This is a genomic window from Spirosoma utsteinense (assembly GCF_014282275.1).
GTDB lineage: Bacteria > Bacteroidota > Bacteroidia > Cytophagales > Spirosomataceae > Spirosoma > Spirosoma utsteinense.
In genome coordinates this window covers 1-21,800 of the sequence record NZ_VFIA01000044.1, presented here as the reverse complement: position 1 = coordinate 21,800, position 21,800 = coordinate 1, and the positions used below count along the sequence as shown (strand labels likewise).

The 21,800-nt window shown below is 54.5% G+C and carries 22 protein-coding genes and 1 riboswitch; of the genes, 12 read left to right on the top strand and 10 right to left on the bottom strand.

What is annotated here, in order from left to right:
• Positions 1-46: 46 nt before the first annotated feature.
• Entirely contained in the window at positions 47-964 is a 918-nt protein-coding gene (locus tag FH603_RS23680) for a S66 peptidase family protein (RefSeq protein ID WP_186740864.1), read from the bottom strand.
• An 87-nt stretch (positions 965-1,051) separates the two neighbouring features.
• Complete coding sequence (locus FH603_RS23675) at positions 1,052-2,080, bottom strand: ion channel (RefSeq protein WP_186740862.1); 1,029 nt, start codon at positions 2,078-2,080, stop codon at positions 1,052-1,054.
• Between the two features lie 122 nt (positions 2,081-2,202).
• Between FH603_RS23675 and FH603_RS23670 the strand changes: the two genes are divergently transcribed.
• Genes FH603_RS23670 through FH603_RS23655 form a run of 4 tightly spaced genes read left to right on the top strand, consistent with a single transcriptional unit; the run spans position 2,203 to position 5,905 of the window.
• Positions 2,203-3,201 carry a glycosyltransferase family 2 protein gene (locus FH603_RS23670; protein WP_186740860.1) on the top strand — a complete coding sequence of 333 codons (999 nt, stop codon included), beginning with the start codon at positions 2,203-2,205 and terminating at the stop codon, positions 3,199-3,201.
• On the top strand, positions 3,153-3,947 hold the full coding sequence (locus FH603_RS23665; protein ID WP_186740858.1) for a polysaccharide deacetylase family protein: 795 nt from the start codon (positions 3,153-3,155) through the stop codon (positions 3,945-3,947). The genes FH603_RS23670 and FH603_RS23665 overlap by 49 nt, the downstream gene beginning before the upstream one ends.
• A gap of 44 nt (positions 3,948-3,991) precedes the next feature.
• Positions 3,992-5,155 (top strand): glycosyltransferase family 87 protein, encoded by a 1,164-nt coding sequence (locus FH603_RS23660; RefSeq protein ID WP_186740856.1) that lies wholly within the window; start codon positions 3,992-3,994, stop codon positions 5,153-5,155.
• A gap of 48 nt (positions 5,156-5,203) precedes the next feature.
• Positions 5,204-5,905 (top strand): class I SAM-dependent methyltransferase, encoded by a 702-nt coding sequence (locus FH603_RS23655; protein WP_186740854.1) that lies wholly within the window; start codon positions 5,204-5,206, stop codon positions 5,903-5,905.
• A gap of 14 nt (positions 5,906-5,919) precedes the next feature.
• On the opposite strand, the gene FH603_RS23650 is transcribed toward FH603_RS23655, so the two are convergent.
• Complete coding sequence (locus tag FH603_RS23650; RefSeq protein WP_186740852.1) at positions 5,920-6,246, bottom strand: DciA family protein; 327 nt, start codon at positions 6,244-6,246, stop codon at positions 5,920-5,922.
• A gap of 190 nt (positions 6,247-6,436) precedes the next feature.
• Positions 6,437-6,555: riboswitch (SAM riboswitch) on the top strand.
• Positions 6,556-6,768: 213 nt separating this feature from the next.
• Here FH603_RS23650 and FH603_RS23645 point away from each other — a divergent pair.
• The 5 genes from FH603_RS23645 (at position 6,769) to FH603_RS23625 (ending at position 11,397) form a co-directional block, all read left to right on the top strand.
• Complete coding sequence (locus FH603_RS23645; protein WP_186740850.1) at positions 6,769-8,103, top strand: O-acetylhomoserine aminocarboxypropyltransferase/cysteine synthase family protein; 1,335 nt, start codon at positions 6,769-6,771, stop codon at positions 8,101-8,103.
• 75 nt (positions 8,104-8,178) lie between these two features.
• Positions 8,179-9,255 carry a homoserine O-acetyltransferase family protein gene (locus tag FH603_RS23640; protein ID WP_186740848.1) on the top strand — a complete coding sequence of 359 codons (1,077 nt, stop codon included), beginning with the start codon at positions 8,179-8,181 and terminating at the stop codon, positions 9,253-9,255.
• Positions 9,256-9,301: 46 nt separating this feature from the next.
• A complete protein-coding gene (locus FH603_RS23635) occupies positions 9,302-9,853 on the top strand; it encodes a YfiT family bacillithiol transferase (RefSeq protein ID WP_186740846.1) in 552 nt (183 codons plus the stop codon).
• 103 nt (positions 9,854-9,956) lie between these two features.
• Positions 9,957-10,595: a GDSL-type esterase/lipase family protein gene (locus tag FH603_RS23630; protein ID WP_186740844.1), complete on the top strand. Its 639-nt coding sequence runs from the start codon at positions 9,957-9,959 to the stop codon at positions 10,593-10,595.
• A 73-nt stretch (positions 10,596-10,668) separates the two neighbouring features.
• Positions 10,669-11,397, top strand: a complete 729-nt coding sequence (locus tag FH603_RS23625) for an esterase family protein (protein ID WP_186740842.1) — start codon at positions 10,669-10,671, stop codon at positions 11,395-11,397.
• Between the two features lie 20 nt (positions 11,398-11,417).
• Here the strand turns inward: FH603_RS23625 and FH603_RS23620 are convergent, their stop codons facing one another.
• The 6 genes from FH603_RS23620 to FH603_RS23595 form a co-directional block, all read right to left on the bottom strand.
• Positions 11,418-11,846 (bottom strand): hypothetical protein, encoded by a 429-nt coding sequence (locus FH603_RS23620; RefSeq protein ID WP_186740840.1) that lies wholly within the window; start codon positions 11,844-11,846, stop codon positions 11,418-11,420.
• A gap of 98 nt (positions 11,847-11,944) precedes the next feature.
• Positions 11,945-13,141 carry an amine oxidase gene (locus tag FH603_RS23615; RefSeq protein ID WP_186740898.1) on the bottom strand — a complete coding sequence of 399 codons (1,197 nt, stop codon included), beginning with the start codon at positions 13,139-13,141 and terminating at the stop codon, positions 11,945-11,947.
• A 140-nt stretch (positions 13,142-13,281) separates the two neighbouring features.
• The gene (locus FH603_RS23610) at positions 13,282-14,085 is read right to left on the bottom strand and encodes a 5'-methylthioadenosine/adenosylhomocysteine nucleosidase (protein ID WP_186740837.1); all 804 of its coding nucleotides are present in this window, start codon (positions 14,083-14,085) and stop codon (positions 13,282-13,284) included.
• 87 nt (positions 14,086-14,172) lie between these two features.
• Positions 14,173-15,489: an NCS2 family permease gene (locus tag FH603_RS23605; RefSeq protein WP_186740895.1), complete on the bottom strand. Its 1,317-nt coding sequence runs from the start codon at positions 15,487-15,489 to the stop codon at positions 14,173-14,175.
• 79 nt (positions 15,490-15,568) lie between these two features.
• Positions 15,569-16,291 carry a 6-phosphogluconolactonase gene (locus FH603_RS23600; protein ID WP_186740835.1) on the bottom strand — a complete coding sequence of 241 codons (723 nt, stop codon included), beginning with the start codon at positions 16,289-16,291 and terminating at the stop codon, positions 15,569-15,571.
• 143 nt (positions 16,292-16,434) lie between these two features.
• The gene (locus FH603_RS23595; RefSeq protein ID WP_186740833.1) at positions 16,435-17,790 is read right to left on the bottom strand and encodes an alkaline phosphatase D family protein; all 1,356 of its coding nucleotides are present in this window, start codon (positions 17,788-17,790) and stop codon (positions 16,435-16,437) included.
• Between the two features lie 42 nt (positions 17,791-17,832).
• Here FH603_RS23595 and lysA point away from each other — a divergent pair, with 42 nt between their 5' ends.
• The 3 genes from lysA to FH603_RS23580 all read left to right on the top strand — a co-directional run bounded on the left by lysA (position 17,833) and on the right by FH603_RS23580 (position 20,716).
• Positions 17,833-19,098, top strand: coding sequence for a diaminopimelate decarboxylase (lysA, locus tag FH603_RS23590; protein ID WP_186740831.1), 1,266 nt, complete (start codon positions 17,833-17,835; stop codon positions 19,096-19,098).
• A 77-nt stretch (positions 19,099-19,175) separates the two neighbouring features.
• Positions 19,176-19,889 (top strand): YebC/PmpR family DNA-binding transcriptional regulator, encoded by a 714-nt coding sequence (locus FH603_RS23585; protein WP_186740829.1) that lies wholly within the window; start codon positions 19,176-19,178, stop codon positions 19,887-19,889.
• An 80-nt stretch (positions 19,890-19,969) separates the two neighbouring features.
• Positions 19,970-20,716, top strand: a complete 747-nt coding sequence (locus tag FH603_RS23580) for a hypothetical protein (protein WP_186740827.1) — start codon at positions 19,970-19,972, stop codon at positions 20,714-20,716.
• 108 nt (positions 20,717-20,824) lie between these two features.
• Here the strand turns inward: FH603_RS23580 and FH603_RS23575 are convergent.
• Positions 20,825-21,800: T9SS type B sorting domain-containing protein (locus FH603_RS23575; RefSeq protein ID WP_186740825.1), on the bottom strand; the 976-nt coding region annotated here is incomplete at its 5' end.

Genomic DNA, 21,800 nt, shown 5'->3' with positions numbered 1-21,800 from the left:
GCATTGGCAGAGCCGTACCACCGTTCCGTGCCGGCAAACGGTGACGTTACCCATCAGTAGCGAACTGCATTTCTCCGAATTCCTTCCCAACCGAAATGCCAACGCGCCTGCCAATGGGCAGGGCCAGGTTATACTCGACATGGCCAGCCGGAAAATCAAAAAGCACTGGATACGAGTAGGCCGCTACGGCATCGGCGATTATACCAGCCGCATCTTTCCCAAAAGGTAATGATGGATTGCTGCGCATATCAGTGAACTGGCCGACAACCAGTCCCGCCAGTTGGGCCAGTCGGCCGGATCGGCGTAACTGCGTCATCATCCGGTCGAGAGAAAAAAGTGTTTCGTCAATATCCTCGATAAACAGAACAGCCCCGGAGAAATCGACATCGGTAGAGGTACCAATGGAGTTGATCAGCAGAGTCAGGTTACCGCCTATAAGTGGTCCTGTGGCCTGGCCCGGGCGATTGCAGGGGTGGGCCGCTACAGTATACCGGTCCGGGATTTCGCCAAATAGCCATTGCCGGACTGATTCCTGTGATTCGGCCCGGTTCGGCTGGCCAAACTGGCGAAGCATAAGCCCGTGGAGACTACCCACATCGTTGACATAAAGCAGGCTGAGAAGCATGGTTACGTCGCTGAACCCGATCAGCCATTTTGGGTTGGCGATCAGGCCCGTCAGGTCGAGGTCGTCCGCAATACGGTAGCAGCCGTAGCCTCCGCGTGTCGTAAACACCGCCCGTACGGCCGGATCATCGAACAACCGTTGCAGATCGGCCCGGCGCAGGTCGTCGGAACCGGCAAAAGGTCCATCTACGGCCCGCACACTATCGCCTTCGATGACGTTTAGGTGCCAGTCGTTGCGCAGGATACGCAGGCCTTCGGTCAGTTCGTCATAGGGAAACCAACTGGCTGGCGACACGACGCCTACTGTATCACCGGGTTTCAGAAAAGGAGGAAAAGTCATTGAACAGACGACGAATAGACAGCTGAAATATCCTAATAAACGGCCAATGTACAACGACAGGCCCATTATTCAGTGATTGGTTGCTGGTCAATTGAGCGTTGCGGGCTCCGTATTATCCAGTTTATTCAGATCGACCGATATGTTACCGGCCTGATTTTCATTGGTCATAATTCCGAATTTACGGTTCCACTGTATCTCGTCGTACCGGTACGAATACCGGCAATGAACCACCTGCGCAAAGGTATCGTCTGTCGCTCGCACCAGAATCAGAAACTCGGCGTCGGACCTGGACAGGTCCCCGGCCGTACAACCGTAGAGCGGGCTCTCGCTGGTAATTGGATGAACCAGCGTCCAGTTGTTGGGAAAGAAGGTAACCTGGGTACGCTCCAGGTTCAGCCCATAGTACCGGCGATAGGGCGTTCCGTCGGGCTTGGTTTCGAGCCGCGACAGCGACACTTCCACCTGAACGTCAATTAACTGATTGCTGCGCTCGTTGATGATCCGGAACATCCAGCCATTGACATCCAGATAAGGCGCAACGACTGCCTGTTTGGAAAAACGTATGTGGGCAACCGGTCGCGAGAACCGACCGTACAGTAAACCCGTCGAGAGCGCAAAAGCGAGTAAGCCCAGCATCGATTCGAAGGCTGCGATGGCACTGGTCAGAAAACTATTGGGTACAATATGACCATACCCCACGGTGGTGAGGGTTTGGGCGCTGAAGAAAAAGGCTTTCCAGAAAGCACCGTGAAACATGGCATCGTTGGTGCCGACCAGGTTCTCGGCCCCGGCCAGAACGTATATAGTAGCGAAAAGGATATTCTCGGCCAGGTAGAACAACAGTATCCAGCCCAGAAAATAAACCCAGTTCATGGTAATAAGCCGGTTATACAGGTTCAGCCGATCCCAGAACGACTCGTTAACGCGGTTGATGTTGAAACTGCCGTCTTTATTGATAAGCCGGCTGTAGGGATCAGTAAACCGGGTGCCGAAGCCCACATCCTGCCGTAACTCTTCCTGATGTACGAGTTCACTATCGCTGTTTTTCAACTTATCCGGTAGAGGAACACGGGTAGCATGAAGTGGTTTTGCTTTCACGGGCGTACGGGTTGTCATTCAGTACAGGACAAGTTTAAGGCAACTTTAATTCAATGGTGAATGCGCGCTTAAGTAGATATACTTAATTTAGCCGAAAATTTGGGAGTCGCCCGTAACGCTCCGTTGTCCCTATAGATCGTATGAAGTCGCACCAGGGTATGATCAGTTTGATTGTGCCCGCTTTCAACGAAGAGGAGAATCTGCCCGTTCTGGTTCATCGATTGATGGCCATTATGCAGCCTTTCGGTAACTATGAGATTCTGATCATCGACGATGGCAGCACCGACCAATCCCGGTATGTGCTGAGGCAGTTGAGCGTGGCTTATCCTGTTGTCCGCTTTTTGTCGTTCTCCCGTAATTTTGGCCACCAGATGGCGTTGCGGGCGGGTTACGACAATGCCCGTGGCGATGCGGTTATCTGCCTCGATGCCGACCTTCAGCATCCGCCCGAACTGATTCCGACGCTGATCCAGAAATGGCGAGACGGGTTTGAAGTTGTTTACACCATTCGACAAGCTGATCCGTCCCTGTCGTGGTTCAAGCGTACTACGTCGAAGACGTTCTACAGCCTGCTGCGCTCTGTTTCGAACCTGGATATTGAAGATGGAGCAGCTGATTTTCGCCTGCTCGACCGTAAGGTGGTCGATACCATCAATCAATTTAAGGAAAACGACCTGTTCCTGCGTGGGGCTATCTCGTGGGTTGGCTTCCGGCAGTGCCGTATGCTGTATAAGCCTGCCGCACGTTATGCGGGCCATTCGAAATATTCGTTTCAGAAAATGCTGAAACTGGCTGCCATGGGCATCACGTCATTTTCTACCCGCCCCCTGTACCTGTCTGTATTGCTCGGCTTTTGTATGTCGCTGTTCGCTACGCTGTTCGGGGCAGAAGTGTTGTACGAGTATTTTTTTACCAATGCTACCGTATCGGGATGGACAACGTTGGTTGTGCTTATGGCGCTTATCGGCGGGGTACAGTTCATTATGATCGGCATCATTGGTGTGTATCTGGGTAAAACATTTGTCGAAGTAAAAGGCCGACCCGCCTACATTATTGGCGACACGAGTGAGATTGAGGAGACCGTAACAACATGGCAAGCCCCGACCGAAAAAGAACTATTTTATTCACCGTTGACGTAGAGGAATTCGACACCGCAGTCGAATTTGGACACGCTATTTCACTGAGCGAGCAAATTGCCGTCTCAACCCGCGGCCTGCGCCTGCTGGCTGAGCGCTTCGACGTAGTTGGTGCCCGAACGACGCTTTTTACCACGGCAAATTACGCGCTCCATGAGCCGGACCTTATTCGGGATCTGGCTCGCCATCACGAAATAGCGTCGCACGGCTTTTACCATACAACGTTCGAGCCGGCCGATTTACTGTCTTCCCGGCTGGCACTCGAAAAACTCCTTGGCAAACCTGTGACCGGTTTCCGGCGGGCGCGAATGGGTTTTGTTGACCCGGTCGATGTTCAGCAGGCCGGTTATCAATATAATTCGTCGTTGCATCCAACCTGGCTACCCGGTCGCTACAACCATTGGGGTGAGCCCCGGCACCCTTTTCGCGAGTCAGGCGTTTGGCAGGTGCCCGCGTCGGTAACGCCCACGCTGCGGTTGCCGCTGTTCTGGCTTAGCCTGAAAAACTTTCCCTTCAGCTACTACAAACAGCTATGCCGGCAAACCCTGCAGGCCGATGGGTTCCTGAATCTTTACGTCCATCCGTGGGAGTTCACCGATCTATCTTCCTATACCGGCATCCCCGCTTATGTTCGCCGACACTCCCGCGACCAGCTGCTCGACCGGGTAGAAGCGTTGCTCCGGTATTTAAAGCCACAGGGTGAATTTGGCACCATGGATGAGTTCGTTCAACAACTGCCTGTCGGCTAATCCAGCCTCAATCGTCCTTCCTGATCGCTACATGTCCTACTCTGATGGTATCATTTTTTAGAAAACCGCTGTTCAGCGATTATCGGCTTATTGTTGGCCTTTATGGTCTCATTGCTCTCATTGCCAGTATCAAAACCGTTTTTGTATTCGGTTCCAACAACTACAGTATATTCTATTACTCGCTGAAGCACCTGATTGCCGGTGTCAGCCTGTATGACGTTTATCCAGCCCAATACAGTGATCATTATCACTATGCGCCCACTTTCGCGGCTTTGTTTGCCCCTGTTTTCGCGCTGCCTTATTCGGTAGGCCTGTTTCTATGGCATTTTCTGTTTGCGGGCCTGTGGGTGTTAGCGGTTTATAAAATGCCGCTGACGCATCGGCAAAAGGTGTTCTTCTACTGGTTTGGGTTGCAGGAGATGTTGACGGCCCTGACCAATAGCCAGACAAATCCGCTCATTGCGGCCATTCCCCTGTTTGCCTTTATCAGTTTCGAAAAGCGTCAGCCGTTGTGGGCCGCTTTCTTCATTGTGGTAGGGTTCGATATCAAAATTTACAGCATCGTTGCGGGGGCCTTATTTCTGTTATACCCGCAAAAGGTCCGGTTTTTAGCGTACACGCTTTTCTGGGGCGTAGTGCTGGGGCTGCTGCCGCTGCTGTTTACGCCCCCCGCCCGACTGTACTGGCAGTATGAAATGTGGATCCGGCAGTTGCTCATTAAATCGGACCATGATAAATGGGCCAATACATCCATCCATAAACTGATTCACCTGTCTATCTCGCCCGATATCCCGACCAGCCTCATTGTTGGTGCCGGTATCGTGCTGTTCTGCACGGTGTATATCCATATCAGGAAGTTTGGCGAACGGTCGTTCCGAATGCTGATGCTGGCGTCGGTGCTGATATTTCAGGTGATCTTCAATCCGGTCTCTGAATCGGCGACCTATATTACGGCCGTTACAGGCGTGCTATGCTGGTGGTTCTACTGTCCCCAGACTACCCTTGACCGCGTACTGCTGGTAAGTTGTTTTGTCCTGACCGTTTTATCGCCAAGCGATTTTTTTCCGGCTTTTCTGCGCGATCAGCTTACCCGGCCTTATGCCTTGAAAGCACTGCCCTGCGTACTGATCTGGTTCCGTATACTGGTACTGATGCACACGACGAACCCCGTTGACAAACCCCAGCCGCAGGCAGTTGTCAGCCTGTGAAGCAACTGACCAAACAAATCAACTTCCCATTCACTTACACAATACCTTATGACAGCGACCTGGCTCGACTTCTGGCAGAAAGAAAATGAATTCGACGACTCGATGTCAGCCAACTACGCTTATTTTCTGGCCCGGGTTGAACAGTTTATCCCCTTATCGATGGCCCGTACCGTACTCGATATTGGTTCGGGGCCGGGTAATCTGGAAGATGCCTGGCACAACCGGGTAGCCGAAATCCACGGTCTGGACATCTCCGAACGATACAACGCCATAGCCCGGGCCAAGCACGCACACCATCCGAACGTTCATTTCCACACCCTGTCTGCCGACGATTATTTGAACTTCAGCCCGGTGGCCGGACAACAGTTCGATATCATTGTCGTCATGAGCGTGGTACAGTACTACCGTAATGCGGCCGAAGTTGAAACGTTACTGGCCGCAATCAAAAAAGTAGCCGCCCCCGGTGCCAAAGCGCTGATCTGTGATCTGATCGTGGAGGAAAGTATGCTGAAAGACATACTCAGTATTATGGGGCGGTCATTACGGCAGGGACAACTCCTGTCCATGCTGAAGCTGTTGTTCCGCCTGCGGTTCTCGTCCTACTACGAGGTACGCAAAAAGAACGGGTTCCTGATTATACCCGAAGCGGTCTGGATGGGAATGTGTAAACGGCTGGGGCTGAATGCCCGCTTTGTAACGGAGCCGCTAACGATGCAACAGGAGCGCCGGAACCTGCTGATTCAGTTCTGAACGGCGTCGGGAGGTTAAATGAAAATAACGTCGTCGATCACCTCGGTCCCCATGTCTTTATTGACAACATGAATGAGCTTCTGCTTGGCATTGACAAGTTCGTTGCGAAGCGGAGCCGATGTGATCTCGATATGAAGCTTACGGTCGCGGACGTAGATCCGGTTGGTGCGGGAGGCAATGGCATTCCCCATCATGCGTCCCCAGAATGCTTCGAGGTAGGTTTCGTTGAAACGGCTCTGTAGCTGGTAGTGCTTTAACAGCTTTCCGATGGCGTCTTTGAGGGAGGTCACCCCGGCTACTCGGGTGGCTTGTTCGCGATTGTATCGGTAGGTCTGATTCATGGGGCAACAGTGTCTTGTTGCAAAAGTAAACAAGCTTGGGACTTATCGCACACAGTCCGAAAAAGAAGCTATTAAAATAAGCGAACGGCCATAAAAAATCGACTGGGTTTGGTTTCCCGTCATTTGGGCTATATACTTGCACCATCAAGTCAATTGGTACGCGCCCCATTTCTACTTACCGGCGCAGATTGATTTATAAAGAAGCGGGGAGAGATCAGGCTCTATAAACCGCTGGCAACCTACCACTCGGCAAGGTGCTAACTCCTGCCTATAGTAACCGCGTTAGCGGGTAATTAGGGACTATAAATCGGTAACGAACATGCTCTACAAAAGACGCTGTATGCCCGTACGGGCCTGCTAAGCACCACTCACCTACTGCACCGAAACCGGGAGTGGTTTTGTCGTGCGCTCCAGAAAATTCGCCCGGTCTACGGTAGTCCTGCCGCTTACCGCTGGCGGCTACGCTACTGACTGATACCCGGTCCTGCTGTTCCTAAACCTTTGCATAAACCAGTACAAACTATGGCTAACCAACATCATTTCGACACGCTGCAACTGCACGCTGGTCAGGAGGTTGACCCCACCACCAACGCGAGGGCCGTCCCTATCTATCAAACAACTTCGTTCGTTTTCAACGACTCGGCCCATGGGGCAGATCTGTTCGCCCTGAAGGCTTTCGGCAATATTTATAGCCGCATCATGAACCCCACCTCCGACGTGTTTGAAAAGCGCGTGGCGGCTCTGGAAGGGGGGGTAGCGGCTCTGGCGGTGGCCTCGGGGCAGGCCGCTCAGTTTATCGCCCTCACCAATATTCTGAGCGCGGGCGATAATTTCGTGACCACCTCGTTCCTCTACGGTGGCACCTACAATCAGTTCAAGGTGTCGTTCAGGCGGCTGGGTATCGAAGCGCGCTTTGCCAATGGCGACGATGCGGAATCCTTCGGGAAACTGATCGACGGGAAGACAAAGGCTATCTATCTGGAAACGATCGGCAATCCCGGTTTTAATGTGCCTGATTTCGAGGCTATCGCAGCCGTTGCAAAACAACACGATCTGCCGCTCATCGTCGACAATACTTTCGGGGCGGGTGGTTACCTGTTCCGGCCGCTCGAACATGGAGCGGCTGTGGTGGTTGAGTCGGCAACGAAATGGATTGGCGGTCATGGCACCAGCATTGGCGGTGTCATCGTCGACGGTGGTAACTACAACTGGGGCAATGGCAAATACCCGCAGTTCAGCGAGCCATCGGAAGGGTACCAGGGTATGGTGTTCAGCGATGTATTCGGCGTAGACAGCCCCCTCGGCAATATTCAGTTTATCATACGGGCCCGGGTGGAGGGGCTGCGTGACTGGGGACCAGCTATCAGTCCGTTCAACTCGTTCCTGCTGTTACAGGGCCTGGAAACACTGTCGCTGCGGGTAGACCGTACCGTTCAGAACGCCCTCGCCCTGGCGCAGTGGCTCGAATCTCACGAGCAGGTGGAGCTTGTGAACTACCCCGGCCTGGCAAGCAGCCGCTACCATGAGCTGGCAAAGAAATACCTCAAACGCGGTTTTGGTGGCGTATTCACGTTCAAAGTGAAAGGAGGTAAAGAGGCCGCCGACCGGTTTGTGAACAGCCTGAAGCTGGTAAGCCACCTGGCCAATGTTGGTGACTCGAAAACGCTCATCATTCACCCGGCTTCAACAACCCACCAGCAGCTTAGCGAACTGGACCAGGCCAGCGCCGGTGTAGAGCCGGGGCTGTTGCGTATTTCGGCCGGGATTGAATACCTCGATGATATCAAAGCTGACTTTGAACAGGCCTTCGCCCAGATTGCCGAACCGAGTCAGATCGATACGCCGGTTGCTGTTTAGTGTTTAAGTGTATAGGTGTCTGGCAGGCTGAGCCAATTCAGCGTAGCCTGCCAGACGCTTAAAATGTACCCAGGTTTGAACCTTCAGTACTTCGATTATAAATACTCGTTTCCGCTTGAGTCGGGCGAGAATCTGGCAGGCTTCCGGCTTGCTTATACCACCTATGGCACCCTGAACGAACAGTCGAGGGTTGTGTGGATATGCCATGCCCTGACCGGTAATGCCGACGTCGGCGACTGGTGGGGCGGTATGGTAGGGCCGGGTAAATACTTCGATTCGGGAGCGGATAGCCCCGAACAAAACTTTATCGTCTGCGCCAATGTAATCGGCTCCTGCTATGGCTCTACGGGGCCGCTATCGGTCAATCCGGCAACCGGCGAACCATTTTACCACGATTTTCCGGCGGTCACGATCCGGGATATGGTGGCAGCCCTCGATCTGCTGCGGCAGGAGTTGGGTATCGAATCCATTCATACCTGCATTGGTGGGTCGGTTGGCGGGGAGCAGGCTGTAGAATGGGCTATTTTGCAGCCCGATCTGATTCAACATCTTATCGTGATCGCGGCCAGCGCCGTAGCCTCACCCTGGTGCATTGCCTTCAACGAAGCCCAGCGGATGGCCATCGAAGCCGACCCGACCTGGCGCAATAAAAGCGATGATGCCGGTGTGGCTGGTATGAAAGCCGCCCGTGCTATGGCCATGATCTCCTACCGTAACTATGATACCTATGGTTTCACGCAGGCGCTGGACAATAACGAGCAAACCAATGATTTCAAAGCCGCTGGCTATCAGCGCTATCAGGGAGAGAAACTAGCCGAACGGTTTAATGCCTTCACATACTGGGTGTTATCGAAAGTGATGGACTCGCATAATGTCGGTCGTAACCGGGGTAGCATCCCGAATGCCCTCGGTCGGATCAAAGCCAGGACGCTGGTTGTCGGTATCCGCTCCGATCTGCTGTTTCCGCCCACTGAGCAGCAGTTTCTGGCCCGTCATATTTCAGATGCCGCGTACGAAGAGATCGACTCGTTGTATGGCCATGATGGGTTTTTGATCGAGTTCAGGCCACTGGCGGGGATCATTCGAAAGTGGATGGCGAGTCGCGCGACGGAGCAGGCAACGAAGACAGAGCCAGCCAGCAGTAATCGCTAAGTCAATAGATATACCCGGTCACGATCGTAATAAGCTGTTTCTTGCCATGACTACCCCTGCACTTACCGATGCCCGGCAGTACCCGATTGGTCTCTGGGCGGGCCAGGATACCTATACCCCCGGTGAACGCTATACCCTCATCAATCAGCTGCGGGCGTTGCCCGCCCTGTATCGTCAAGCGACCGAATCACTGACCGACGAGCCGTTAGCGCGGTCATACCGACCGGGTAGCTGGACGGTTCGGCAGCTGGTCCATCATATAGCGGATACCCACCACTGGCATTTCTTCCGCGTCAAACAAACACTGGCAGAAACGGAGAAAACAGTGGGCGTTTTCGGGAACGTGAACGCCTGGGCTGCCATGGCAGAATACCAGACCGCGCCGGTCCATGGCTCGCTCCTGATCCTGGAAGGCATTCACCAGCGATGGGCCCACCTCTGTGAAACCCTGGATGAAGCCGACTGGAAGCGTGTGTATTACCATCCCGTACGGCAGCGAGATCTATCGCTGGAGCAGGCTTTGTCCATTGGTGTCTGGCACGCCCGTCATCACCTCGCCCATATCGGTCTGGCGCTTCAGCAACCGGCTGTTCAATAAGATATAACGAAAAAAAAGTCGATTCCTGAATCATTGGACCGGGTTCTGTTGTCTTATAGGTCGGCAACGCGGCCCAATTTGTATAAACAAAGTAATAACTGGAATGCTCTGGTACGAAGACGATATTCATCAACTTGAAACCAAACTCAAAACGTTAAATGCCTCACCGAATGGCATACTGGCTGATCAGCCCAATCTAGGACGGCCCACTCTAGGGAAGGTCGTATTCTATGGTAGTTCATCCATCCGGCTCTGGACGACACTGGAAACTGATTTTCCCGCTGTAAATTCGCTTAATCTGGGTTTTGGCGGGTCAACGCTGGCAGCCTGTGCCTGGTTTTTTGAACGGATCGTTGTACCGACAGCGCCAAAATCGGTGATTTTTTATGCCGGTGATAATGACCTCGGCGACGGTCGGCATCCGGAAGAAGTATGCCTGTTTTTCAACACCTTTACCCAAAAGATGCAGCAGCATCTCCCGGGTGTGCCCCTTTCATTTCTGAGTATAAAAATCAGTCCGGCCCGCTGGGAAATTGCCCCGAAGATCAGGCAGACAAACGAGCTTATTGCGCATGAAATTAGCCGGTTGCCAGGTTATCAGGTTATCGATGTAACAAACCCGTTGCTCGATGCCACCGGTCGGCCACGTCAGGAGTTCTTCGAAAACGATGGACTTCATCTACGTCCAGCGGGGTATGGGGTGTGGAAGCAGACTTTACAGCAGCACCCTGCTATATTTTAATGATTTGTTCATCAGCTAAGCGAAGGCAGTAACAATAAAGGCTGCAATTTCGCCGGTGTTTTCCGCTACTGTTATGCACCGTGAGTATCACAAATGGTTTAGCCTCAACCTGGACCGCGATATGGAAATGCTCATCTTCGGCCATGCCGGTGCCCGGGTGTTGGTTTTTCCAACCCGACGTGGCCGGTTTTATGAGTACGAAGAGCTGGGACTGGTGGCCGCCCTGGCCGATCAGATCGAGCAGGGATGGCTACAGCTGTTCTGCGTGGATAGTGTCGATCAGGAAAGCATTTACAACCGGGCCGTTCCTCCCTGCGACCGCATCCGGCGACATGGCCAGTATGAGCAGTATATTCTCAACGAAGTGCTGCCGCTTTCGCGAATGAAAAATCCGCAGCCGTTTATGATCTCCCACGGCTGTAGTCTTGGCGCTTACCACGCGCTCAACATTGCCTTCCGGCACCCGCAGTGGTTTGGCAAAGTGGTTGCCTTCAGCGGTCGATATGATCTTTCGGCACCCGTTGCCGAGTTTCGGGGGTTGTTCGATGATTATTACGATGACGATATCTACTTCAACAATCCCAACCACTTCCTGCCCAACCTCAACGACGAGGACACGCTAAGCCAACTCCGCCGACTGCAGATTGTGATGACGATTGGTGCCGAAGATCCCTTTCTGGATAGCAACCGGGCCCTGAGCGATGCTTTACAGGCCAAAAACGTAGCGCATGAGCTTCATGTCTGGAACGGCCGGGCTCACCAGGCCGACGACTGGCAAAAGATGGCACCGCTGTACCTATAGGGGCCTAACTGACGTTTTCGTTAGCGAAACTTGACCGAGTTGAACAGCTTAAGTATGGTTGTCTCATCCCGGATGTCATGGCCTATCAGGCTCAGACGGTTCTGGTCATCCGTAATATACAGACCAATAACACCCTGCCCCTTTTTCTTCGGGCGAACAATCAGCGCCGGTCGTCCATCGATGGTCGTCATCGTTCGCAGGTGCGTTGCCGATGTTTCGTCCTTGAGCGTATACGAATACCAGCCGTAGTCGTATGACAGGGCATCTCTTCCGTCGGTAAGAGAACCTACCTGCGAATCGTAACCCACGCTGGGAATAATCCGCCACGTATCCGGAGCTTCAATCTGAAATGCCTTGAAGTCCAGTATGTGATTGGCTACGGGGTTGTTGTCCTGGCAGCTGGTTTGCAACAAAAGCAGAAGAAGACAGATAGTAACTGCTTGTTTCATACAACGATCGTTTTTAGGCTGACCCCAACCGCGTTCTGACCGTTGTACCCGCAATAAGAAAAAGCCCGAAGCCCGCCAATGGGGACTTCGGGCCGTACTTAAGGGTAAACCAGTTCGGGTATCGCCTGAGCAACCGCCTGCTGCGCCCGTAGCAGCGAATCGGCGTAGGGCTGGTACAGGACACGACCGGGTGGGTTGACCGTCAGGTCGGCATCCCACAGGCCGGAATGATGCCAGTAATCGGTGTGGTCCCAGTCAGGACGGTCTACGATCGGGTACAGGCAAACGCCCCATAAGGGGACCCCCGATGCGACAACGGCCGCACACTCGCGCCCGATCATGTCGATCCATTGTGGCCGGTCGATGCCGGGGTGACTGGTTTCGGTCAGGGCAATGGGCCGGTTGTAGCGCCGGTAAGCTTTTGTGAGCAACTGCCGAAAAGGTACCCAGCGAGGGTCAGGTACGGGGTCGTTCCAGGGTAGGAAGATATGATTGCCTAGTGCCCACTGGTTGTTATAATAATAGTTGAAGCCGAGGATGTCGAGAAAATCCGGTGAGCCGCCCAGTTCCGGCGATAGATAGCCCGCCAGCATATCGACCGACTGGAACTGATTTTCGTCGGCAATGGCGGCATCGATAATCTGCCGTTCAGTGGCATCCAGCGGAGGGACGATCTGTATCAGTGGTTCGGTCGTCAGAATCCGGATCGTAGGGTCGATTTCACGCATGGCCGCTACGCCCTCGATATAAGCACGCATCAGTCCGACTTTCACTTCCCAGCCCTGTTTCGTGCAGTAAGGCGACGTACCGCAGGCATCGCCACCCAGCCACGACATAAAGCTGACCTCATTGATAGGCGTGACGATGAGGGTATCGTTGGGATACTGGTCGCGGTAGAAGTGAACAAATGCCCGACACAGAGCCGCAAACCGACGGGCAAACATAGGGTGCAAAGGCGTCAGATCGTCGGGATAGCCGAAATGGCACAAATCCCACACCTGCTGAATACCCTGCCGGTGCCCTTCTGTCATCATCGTCTCGACCACGCGCCAATCGTACTGATAAGCTCTTGTTTCGACCTGGCTCCAGCGAATACCTTCCCGTACGGTGCGGATGTTGAAGGGGCCAAGGTGTTCATAATCCTCTTTCAATAGAGCGAGGTGACCGGTCAGGGGTAAAAAATCGACCCGGTTCCCAAAGCAGTTCAGTTGGTCAGTGCATTCAAAACCAGCCCACCAGAAGGAATGGAAAGGATTTGAAGAAGAGAGATGAGTATTGTTCGTCGTATTGAGCATGCAGGAGTAAGCCAGCGGGCTAATCGTGTGGTAGCCTTTTGTGAACAAAAAAAATCGGCCGTTTGTCAGAAAATGAACTCTTTTCCGAGTAAAGGGGGAGGTGCCCAGTTGGTCAGGCACCCGGAGAATCCGAAAAATACCTAAAAGCTTTGCACAAGGGCAATCACTAGCTTGGCTGAATTTCGGGCCGCTGTTTCGTAAAATGATAGCATATCGCGACGGGCATTGTCGTCGGCCCGGTCGCTCAGGCTCCGGATGACGAGGAGTGGAACCTGAATCTGGTGGCAAACCTGCGCTACTGCTGCGCCCTCCATTTCGGTCGCATCAGCGTTGAAGTCCTTCCGTAGCTGGGCCACTTTCTGCGACGAAGAGATAAACTGGTCACCCGTTACGACCGTGCCCGTTACCACCGTTGGCGGGCGGGTGGTGATGGGGATTGGCTCAAAAGCCACAGTACGGGCTACGGTTTGAGCCTGAATCAGCATGAGCGAATCGGCTGGGAAATAGGCCGGGTTCATCTGCCCGGTAACGCCATTCCGCGTTTGAATCGTTGGCTTCTGATCAAAGGTGATGGACTGATAATCGTGGTGAATCGTTTGACGGGCAATGACGATATCGCCCGGCTGAAGATCGGGGTTGGTACCGCCGGCAATGCCCGTGAACAGAATCCGCCGGGGCCGAAAATGATCGAGCATCAGGGCGGTGGTCATGGCTGCGTTCACTTTCCCAATGCCGGTTTCGGCCACCACGACCCGCTGTTTGCCGATGCGGCCGGTTGTGAAGGTAACACCGTCGACAAGTACGGTTTTTGGTTTTTGAAGGGACTGCTTAACCAGCGCTACTTCAGCCCCGAACGCGCCCAACAAACCGGTGATGGGTTGGGCTTTGTAACGTTGGGCGAAGGTAGACTGAGCAATGAGCAGCAGGAAGACGACGTATTTCATGCAACAATAATAGAACTTTCTGAGCGATTAGGCGGTGGAGGCAGGGCAGGGTGAAGAAATGGCTTGGGATTGTCCAACGAACCCGAGTCAGTGTCCGGCAAACAGGGCCAGCAGACAAAAAATGTCGACGATCCACAGGCCCAGAGGTACCTCACGGCCTTTGCCCACCGCTACTTTAATCACGGTCCAGGACAGAAATCCCCAGATCAGTCCCTGCGTAATCGAATAGCTGAAGGGAATCAGCACGAGGGCCAGAAAAGCGGGTAGCGCGTCGTCTAACTGCCCCCAGTCGATGCGCGTAATGGGCTTCATCATGAACGCGCCCACCAGCACCAGCGCGGGGGCTGTTGCAATCGCCGGAATGATCGACAGCAGGGGCGACAGAAACAAGAACGGCAAAAAACAGCAGCCCGCCACAATGGCGGTCAGACCCGTTCGCCCTCCCTGCGCAATCCCCACCGCCGACTCGATATAGGCGGTGCCCGGACTGGTGCCAAGGAGACCAGCCAGTGTGGTAGCCACGGCATCGGTCAGTAGCGACTGCTTTAGATTGCGAGGTTCACCATCGGGCGTTTGCAGGCCGCCCGCTTCGGCTACCCCCACGAACGTCGACAGGCTGTCGAAGAGGTCGGTAAAGGCAAAGGCGAAAATGACCGGCCATAAGGCCCATTTCAGCGAACCCATGAGGTCCAGCTTACCGATCAAACTGAAATCCGGAGCCGCCAGAATACCCTGAAAGTTTACCAGCGTCTTCTGCCCGAAGTTCACGACCGAGGCATCGCCCCAGTACCGGCCAATGGGCCAGGCTGCCAGTGTCGTCAGTACGATGCCAATGATAATGGCCCCCGGCACGTTGCGCACGACCAGTACCGCCGTAAGCAGCAGGCCAAAGACAAACGTCAGAACAATGGGGTCGCTGAAGGGAGCAATGCTAACCAGGGTAGCGGGATTGGCCACGATAAACTTCGCGTTCTCAAAGCCAATAAGGGTAATAAACAGTCCAATACCGGCCGAAACGGCGTACCGCAAGGGCAGCGGAATGATCCGGACAATGGCCGACCGGACGTTGAGCAGCGAAAGCAGCAGGAACAGTATGCCCGCCCAGAAAACCGCGCCCAGGGCCACCTCGGGCTGAATACCCATTCCTTTGACGGCCGTGAACGTAAAAAAAGCGTTCAGGCCCATGCCCGGTGCCACCACAATCGGGTTGCGGGCATAGAGCCCCATCATCAGGCTGCAAAAAAATGATAGCAGAATCGTGGCCGTCAGCACACCGCTAAAAGGTAATCCCGCCTGGCTAAGAATGGCCGGGTTGACAATGATGATGTACATCGTTGCCAGAAAGGTGGAGATACCCGCGAGAATCTCAGTATGGCGGGTGGGCAGGGTAGGGGTTTGGGTCATGTAGATGGCGCAGGTAAACGGTTGACGCTGGCAACGTTCGTTCAACTTGCCAGCGTTGTCGATCCCTAACTAAGCAATTCTAGAGTAAATTACCTGCGTCGGCATCGATCCAGACCCGCACGTTGGGCCGCGTCTGAACGATGCTGGCAGGTACCTGCTCTGTAACAGGACCTTTCAGGGCGCTATGAAGTGTGGCGGCTTTTTTTGCCCCGCTAACGAGCAGAATAACGTCTTTTGCCCCGGTCAGATGGCGCAGGCCGAGTGTGATGCCCTGGGTGAGGACGGTTTCTTTGTCGAAGTATTTTTGGCCGACGGTTATGGTGCTTTCAGCCAGTTCGACCACATGACAGCCGTTGGTAAAGGGTGTGCCGGGTTCATTGAGGGCAACATGACCGTTCATACCCATGCCCACAAGGAGCAAATCCAGCCCGCCCCGGCCGTCGATCAGCGCATCCATACGGGCACACTCGGCGGTAAGGTCATTGGCTTTGGCATCGAAGGTGTGAACCTGATCATCGCGGAGACCAAGGGGCCGGAATAAGTCGCGATAAACGTAGTTGGAACAACTGCCCGCATCGTCCGGCCCAAACCCGACCCACTCGTCCAGCCCAACGAACGTACAGCGGCTTACATCGACTTGACCCGCCTTGACCAGTGCCACAAACCGGTGGAAAGCTCCGGTGGGCGTATCGCCGGAGGCCAGACACAACAGCGCATCCGGCTTCTGATTGATAAGGGCCGCCATATGCCCGGCGGTGTGTTGCGACAACTCGTCGTAATCGGGGAAGGTTTGAATGGTCATCGCGTTGGTTTAAAACCCTGCCAGTGGCCGAAGGCCCTGGTAGTGGTTGATTATGAATTAGGGTGGTTGATTTTTTTGGCTCAACCACTACCAGGGCCTTCGGCCACTGGCAGGGTTTGCGCCCACTGGCAGGGTTTGGCTACTTACTTCAATTCGCTCGCTTTCAGTTGCCTACTCCAGCGCTCGACTCCTTTCTGGTCGTAAAACTGAATGGATAAGACGCGGTCGGTCAGGGGGCCGCTCACGCTGAGTATACCGAAGTTTCGGTCTGTGACAAGCGTACCATCTACGTAGGTAGGTTGGGCAAGCTCTTCGGCGAGTGGTTTGGCAGGCCCCGAGGTAAGGGGCGAAATGGTCAGGTCATGAAGGGGATACGTTCCGGCGCGGTCGAGCTTATGGAAAATTGTGTGGTGGCGGTCGCCGGTGATGAATAGCAAACCGGGTATTTTAGCTTCGGCGAGGGCGTTGAACAGGCGGTCGCGTTCGGTGCCATAAATCGAGTAATTTTCGACTACCTTGGCCGGGTTGACGATCTGTCCACCCGTAATAATGAATTTGAACGTTGCCTTGCTTGTCGTTAGGGCGTCCATCAGCCATTGCATCTGCTTCTCTCCATAGTACGTTTTTCCGGGGCCATCGGGCATGTTGTCGGGTGCCCGGAAGGTCCGGTCGTCCATCAGGAAAAACTGGCAGTCGTTCCAGGTAAATGTTCCGGTACAACCTTCGTCGAAGATGAAATTCGGATTGGCCCAGAATAGCTTGAACGCATCGAGGGTTGTGCTTTTGAGCCAGTAGCTGCGGTCGGAGTCGTCGGGCCCGTAGTCGTGGTCGTCCCAGATGGCATAGTTATGAGCGTTGGCCAGCAGTGGCTGCATTTCGGGTAGTGAACGCGTGTGGGTATACCGTTTCAGTACGCCCGTCCGGCTGTTCCAGTCGGCTTCCCGGGTGTAAGTATTGTCACCTGTCCAGAGCATAAAATCAGGCTTCTGAGCCGCCAGGGCCGTAAAAATTTCGTAACCGGCTCCGTACGGTTTGCCGGGCCGGTCGTATTCAGCCTCGCCCACGTAGGTGCAGCTTCCGACGCCGAACCGAAACGCCGGGGGATCGGTTCGGAACTGCCACAGGCTTTGGGTTTGGAACTGTGTCGGGTAGGGCAGGCTCACCGGACGGCCCTCTAGCAACAGTTCGTACGTGTACTTTTTTCCGGGTTCCACCTGATCGGCGAGCAGGTGGGCCGTAAAAGCCGCTTTCCGATCTGTCAGCACCTCGTTGGTCAGATGTGCCTTTGTCGGGTTGGCCTGATCCCGGTACCGGATTTGCACGCGGGCGGGTCGGTTGGTCTGCGCCCAGAGCATGACCTCCCGCATGTCCGAATACCCTACCATAGGACCAGACTGAAGGGAAGAGGCAGGTGGTTTGGGCGATTTGGGTGTCTGACCGGAACAAAAAAACGGGCTGGCGATCAGTAGCCACAAGAGAACCGGGTGAATTTTGGTCATGGGGGAAAGATGGCGTAATTTTGCGGTTCGTTTTTCCGAGTTATGCAACTGTCAGACCAGGGTTACCGCATTCAGGGTGTCGACGTCCTCGCTATTGCCGATCAGTTCGGCCTGCCGCTGTACGTATACGATGCCGACAAAATTATCGAAAAAATCGGCTTGCTCCGCTCTTCATTTTCGGGTGTCAACCTGAAAATCAAATACGCAGCCAAAGCGCTGACCAATGTGTCTATCCTCAAGCTTATGCGGCAGCAGGGGGTAGAGATGGATTCAGTATCGGTCAACGAAGCCCGTATGGGTATGCTGGCCGGGTTCGAACCCGAGCAGATCATGTTCACCCCCAGTGGCGTATCGTTCGATGAAATTCGTGAGGCCGTCGATCTGGGCCTGCAACTGAACGTCGATAGTCTGCCATTGCTCGAATGGGTCGGGCAGACGTACGGCAGCTCGGTGTCGGTCAGCATCCGGATCAATCCGCACATCGCCGAGGGGGGCAACATCAAAATTTCGACCGGTCATGCCGATTCCAAATTCGGTATCTCGATTCTGCAACGGTCCGCTATCCGGGCGCTGGCAGAGCGCTACCAGATTCCGGTCGTTGGTCTGCATATTCATACGGGTTCGGATTTCAAAAATGCCAATGCGTTTCTGAAAGGTGCAGAGGTGCTGTTCGATCTCGCGACCGATTACCCGAATCTCCGGTTCATCGACTTTGGCAGCGGCTTCAAAGTGGCCTACAAAGACGGTGATCACGTTACTGACATTGTTGACCTGGGCGCTAAGGTGTCTGATGCCTTTCAGCGGTTTTGCCACCAGTATGGCCGCGACCTTGAACTGTGGTTCGAGCCGGGTAAATTCCTGGTCAGCGAGTGCGGGCATTTGCTGGTGAAAACCAACATCGTCAAGGAAAACCCGTCGCGTACGTTCGTAGCCGTCGATTCGGGATTGAACCACCTGATCCGGCCCATGATGTATGACGCCTACCACGACATAAAAAACATTTCGAACCCGCAGGGGCCCGAGCATACCTATACCGTTGTCGGCTACATTTGCGAGACCGATACCTTTGCTACAGATCGGCCACTGCCCGAAGTTCGGCCCGATGATGTGCTCTCGTTCGAGAATGCCGGTGCCTATGGCTTCAGCATGACATCGACGTACAACGCCCGGTTTCGACCAGCCGAGGTGCTGGTTTATGAAGAGACAGCCTACCTGATTCGCCAGCGCGATACGCTGGCCGACCTGCTACGCGGTCAGGAGATTATTGATTTTGAAGAACTAACTACTAAACTTGTAAACGCAGGGTAGAAAAGGCATTTCGGAGAGCACCCACACGGTTGTCCCCTCTGCTGACCTGCCTGATCGCTGCGTTAAATTCGTACACAATGGGAAGAGCGTTTGAATACCGGAAAGCGCGGAAAATGAAGCGGTGGGGCCAGATGGCCAAAACCTTTACCCGTATTGGTAAAGACATCGTTATGGCGGTTAAAGGCGGTGGTCCCGACCCCGACACGAACGGTCGGCTGCGGGCTATCATCCAGAACGCCAAAGCGGCCAACATGCCGAAGGAAAACGTAGATCGGGCCATAAAAAAAGCGTCGTCCAAAGAGCAGGAGGACTATAAAGAGATCGTATACGAAGCCTACGCCCCGCATGGTATAGCGCTCGTCATCGAAACCGCCACCGATAACCACAACCGAACCGTTGCCAACGTCCGCAGTTACCTCAACAAGCTGGGCGGTAGCCTTGGCACACAGGGGATGCTCGACTTTATGTTCGACCGTAAATCGGTGTTCCGTATTCCGGCCGAAGGCGTCGACCCCGACGAGCTTGAACTGGAACTGATCGACGTGGGGGGCGACGAGCTTGAATTCGATGACGAAGCCAATCAGTACATTATTTATGGCGAGTTTACGGCCTTTGGGTCGGTACAGAAATTTCTTGAAGAAAAGGGATTCGAGATCAAACAGGCCGAATTCGAACGAATTCCCAATGATTATAAAGAACTGACCGACGAGGAAGTTGCCGACGTAGAGAAGCTGATCGAGCGCATCGAAGAAGACGATGACGTGCAGATGGTGTACCACAACATGAAGTAAAAAAGAGTACGCCCAATAAAAAACGCTTGCTTTCGGGCAGGCGTTTTTTGTTTTTACCGATGGTAAGAATCCGTCCCCGAATGGCTGCTATTCGTCTGACACTGCAAGAGGCCAGCGAGCTATCGCCCGATACCATCCGTGAACTCTATGCTCTTGTCAGAGCAACGGGATTTCCGATGGATGATGGCTATCTGGAAGAAGCTCATTTTAGCCACAACCCGACTGTATTGATGGCCAGAACAGCTATGGGCCAGCTCATTGGTTTTCAGTCGTTCAATAAATACCGGTTGAAGACCCCCTTCTCGCGTCGGCCTATTTCGTTTTTATATGGCGGGCTGGCGTTCCAGCATACAACGCAGGCACAACGACGGGTTGGGTTTAAACTAACGATGCGCTATTTACGGCATGCGCTGGGACCACTTTGGTTTATGCGGCAATATGCCTTTATGACCCGTACCGCAACCCCCCGGGTCATGCAAATTCTGTCGCTTCAGCATCAGCTCTTTACGCATCAGGGTGGTACACTTACCCCCAATATTGTTGCTTTTGCGCTCAACGTCGCTCGGACAGTTCGCCGGATTCCTGATCGCTATACGATCGACAAGCGCCTGGTACTTTCCTCTCCGCCCGAATCGACTCACGAAGCTGATATTACCGATCAGTGGCAGACATTGTATCAGGCTAAAAATGAGTATTTCAACCAACTTGCGTTCGACTGCAATCTGATCGTTCAGCGAAATGGACGGTATTACTTGACCCAGTCCTACCTGCTTCTAATCGGGTACCATTCACCAAAGCGGCTTTGGTCACACTGGAGAAAGAGGTAGTTGCATGATAGGCTCAACATAATAGCGGGGACAGACCCTATTGGCCTATCCCCGCTATCGTGTTTTCTATAACCGGTAATTCAGCTACGTACAGAACACCGGTACAGGCTACTGCTGGCTGACGGTTTCGCGCAGGATCTGGACCCAGCCCTTGACCACCAGGGGCGGGGCGTTGCGCTCGAGCAGCCCGAAGCGCACACTGGCCTGATAGTAGTACAAGCCGCTGGGTAGCTCCGCCCCCGCGCTGCTGCGCCCGTCCCAGGCCAGACTCGCCCCCGTGCTCTGGTAGACCTTGGCCCCCCACCGGTTGTAGACGATGAACTCCACCTGCTCGACGAAGGCCGGGCACCGCAGGGGGGTGAAGAGATCGTTCTTGCCGTCCCCGTTGGGGGTAAACACGTTGGGCAGGGCAAACTGGGGACAGGCCTGGTTGCAGACCGTGTTGGAGGGGCGGCTCTCGAGGCCCCGGGCGCTGAGGGCCGTCACGTAGTAGCAGCCCGCCACCGTCGTCAGGCTGGCGTGGGCGAAGCTGGTGGTGGGGGTGGGCACCCGGGTGAGCAGGCGCAGCGAGTCGCCCGCGTAGCGACTAAAGTAGAGGTTGTAACCCACCACGTTGGGGTCACAGGTGGGTCCGCCGGTGGGTGTCCAGCGGAGGTTGTTGGTGAAGCTGGTCTGGTTGCAGAGGCTCTCGGCGCTCAAACTGGCACAGTCGAGGCTGTCGAGTCCGAGCTGGGGGGGGCAGGGCCGGGCGGTGTCGGTGGGGGTGGCGCACTGGATCTGGGAGTAGTTGGTGAGCAGGCCCAGGCTGGCCAGGCGGGGGTCGGTGGGGGGGTACTGACCGCGGGTCATCACCCGGTAGCAGTAGCTCGAATCGGCCGACAGCACCCCACTCGTGTTACCGTCGGTCAGCACGCGGTCCTCGCCCGTATCGACGTAGGTGAAGGAGGCCGGGGTGGTGACGGGCACCCGGGCGATGAGGTTAAAGGGCCCGTTGGGTCCCGAGCGGCTGCGGTAGAGGTCGTGGGTCTGGTTCTGGTTGGACCAGGGGGTGTTGGCCTGCCAGCTCAGGCTGAGCTGGCGCTGG

Coding starts and splice junctions, on each gene's coding strand:
- FH603_RS23680 (WP_186740864.1), bottom strand. CDS start 964: ATGACTTTTCCTCCTTTTCTGAAACCCGGTGATACAGTAGGCGTCGTG.
- FH603_RS23675 (WP_186740862.1), bottom strand. CDS start 2,080: ATGACAACCCGTACGCCCGTGAAAGCAAAACCACTTCATGCTACCCGT.
- FH603_RS23670 (WP_186740860.1), top strand. CDS start 2,203: ATGAAGTCGCACCAGGGTATGATCAGTTTGATTGTGCCCGCTTTCAAC.
- FH603_RS23665 (WP_186740858.1), top strand. CDS start 3,153: ATGGCAAGCCCCGACCGAAAAAGAACTATTTTATTCACCGTTGACGTA.
- FH603_RS23660 (WP_186740856.1), top strand. CDS start 3,992: ATGGTATCATTTTTTAGAAAACCGCTGTTCAGCGATTATCGGCTTATT.
- FH603_RS23655 (WP_186740854.1), top strand. CDS start 5,204: ATGACAGCGACCTGGCTCGACTTCTGGCAGAAAGAAAATGAATTCGAC.
- FH603_RS23650 (WP_186740852.1), bottom strand. CDS start 6,246: ATGAATCAGACCTACCGATACAATCGCGAACAAGCCACCCGAGTAGCC.
- FH603_RS23645 (WP_186740850.1), top strand. CDS start 6,769: ATGGCTAACCAACATCATTTCGACACGCTGCAACTGCACGCTGGTCAG.
- FH603_RS23635 (WP_186740846.1), top strand. CDS start 9,302: ATGACTACCCCTGCACTTACCGATGCCCGGCAGTACCCGATTGGTCTC.
- FH603_RS23630 (WP_186740844.1), top strand. CDS start 9,957: ATGCTCTGGTACGAAGACGATATTCATCAACTTGAAACCAAACTCAAA.
- FH603_RS23625 (WP_186740842.1), top strand. CDS start 10,669: ATGCACCGTGAGTATCACAAATGGTTTAGCCTCAACCTGGACCGCGAT.
- FH603_RS23620 (WP_186740840.1), bottom strand. CDS start 11,846: ATGAAACAAGCAGTTACTATCTGTCTTCTTCTGCTTTTGTTGCAAACC.
- FH603_RS23615 (WP_186740898.1), bottom strand. CDS start 13,141: ATGCTCAATACGACGAACAATACTCATCTCTCTTCTTCAAATCCTTTC.
- FH603_RS23610 (WP_186740837.1), bottom strand. CDS start 14,085: ATGAAATACGTCGTCTTCCTGCTGCTCATTGCTCAGTCTACCTTCGCC.
- FH603_RS23605 (WP_186740895.1), bottom strand. CDS start 15,489: ATGACCCAAACCCCTACCCTGCCCACCCGCCATACTGAGATTCTCGCG.
- FH603_RS23600 (WP_186740835.1), bottom strand. CDS start 16,291: ATGACCATTCAAACCTTCCCCGATTACGACGAGTTGTCGCAACACACC.
- FH603_RS23595 (WP_186740833.1), bottom strand. CDS start 17,790: ATGACCAAAATTCACCCGGTTCTCTTGTGGCTACTGATCGCCAGCCCG.
- lysA (WP_186740831.1), top strand. CDS start 17,833: ATGCAACTGTCAGACCAGGGTTACCGCATTCAGGGTGTCGACGTCCTC.
- FH603_RS23585 (WP_186740829.1), top strand. CDS start 19,176: ATGGGAAGAGCGTTTGAATACCGGAAAGCGCGGAAAATGAAGCGGTGG.
- FH603_RS23580 (WP_186740827.1), top strand. CDS start 19,970: ATGGCTGCTATTCGTCTGACACTGCAAGAGGCCAGCGAGCTATCGCCC.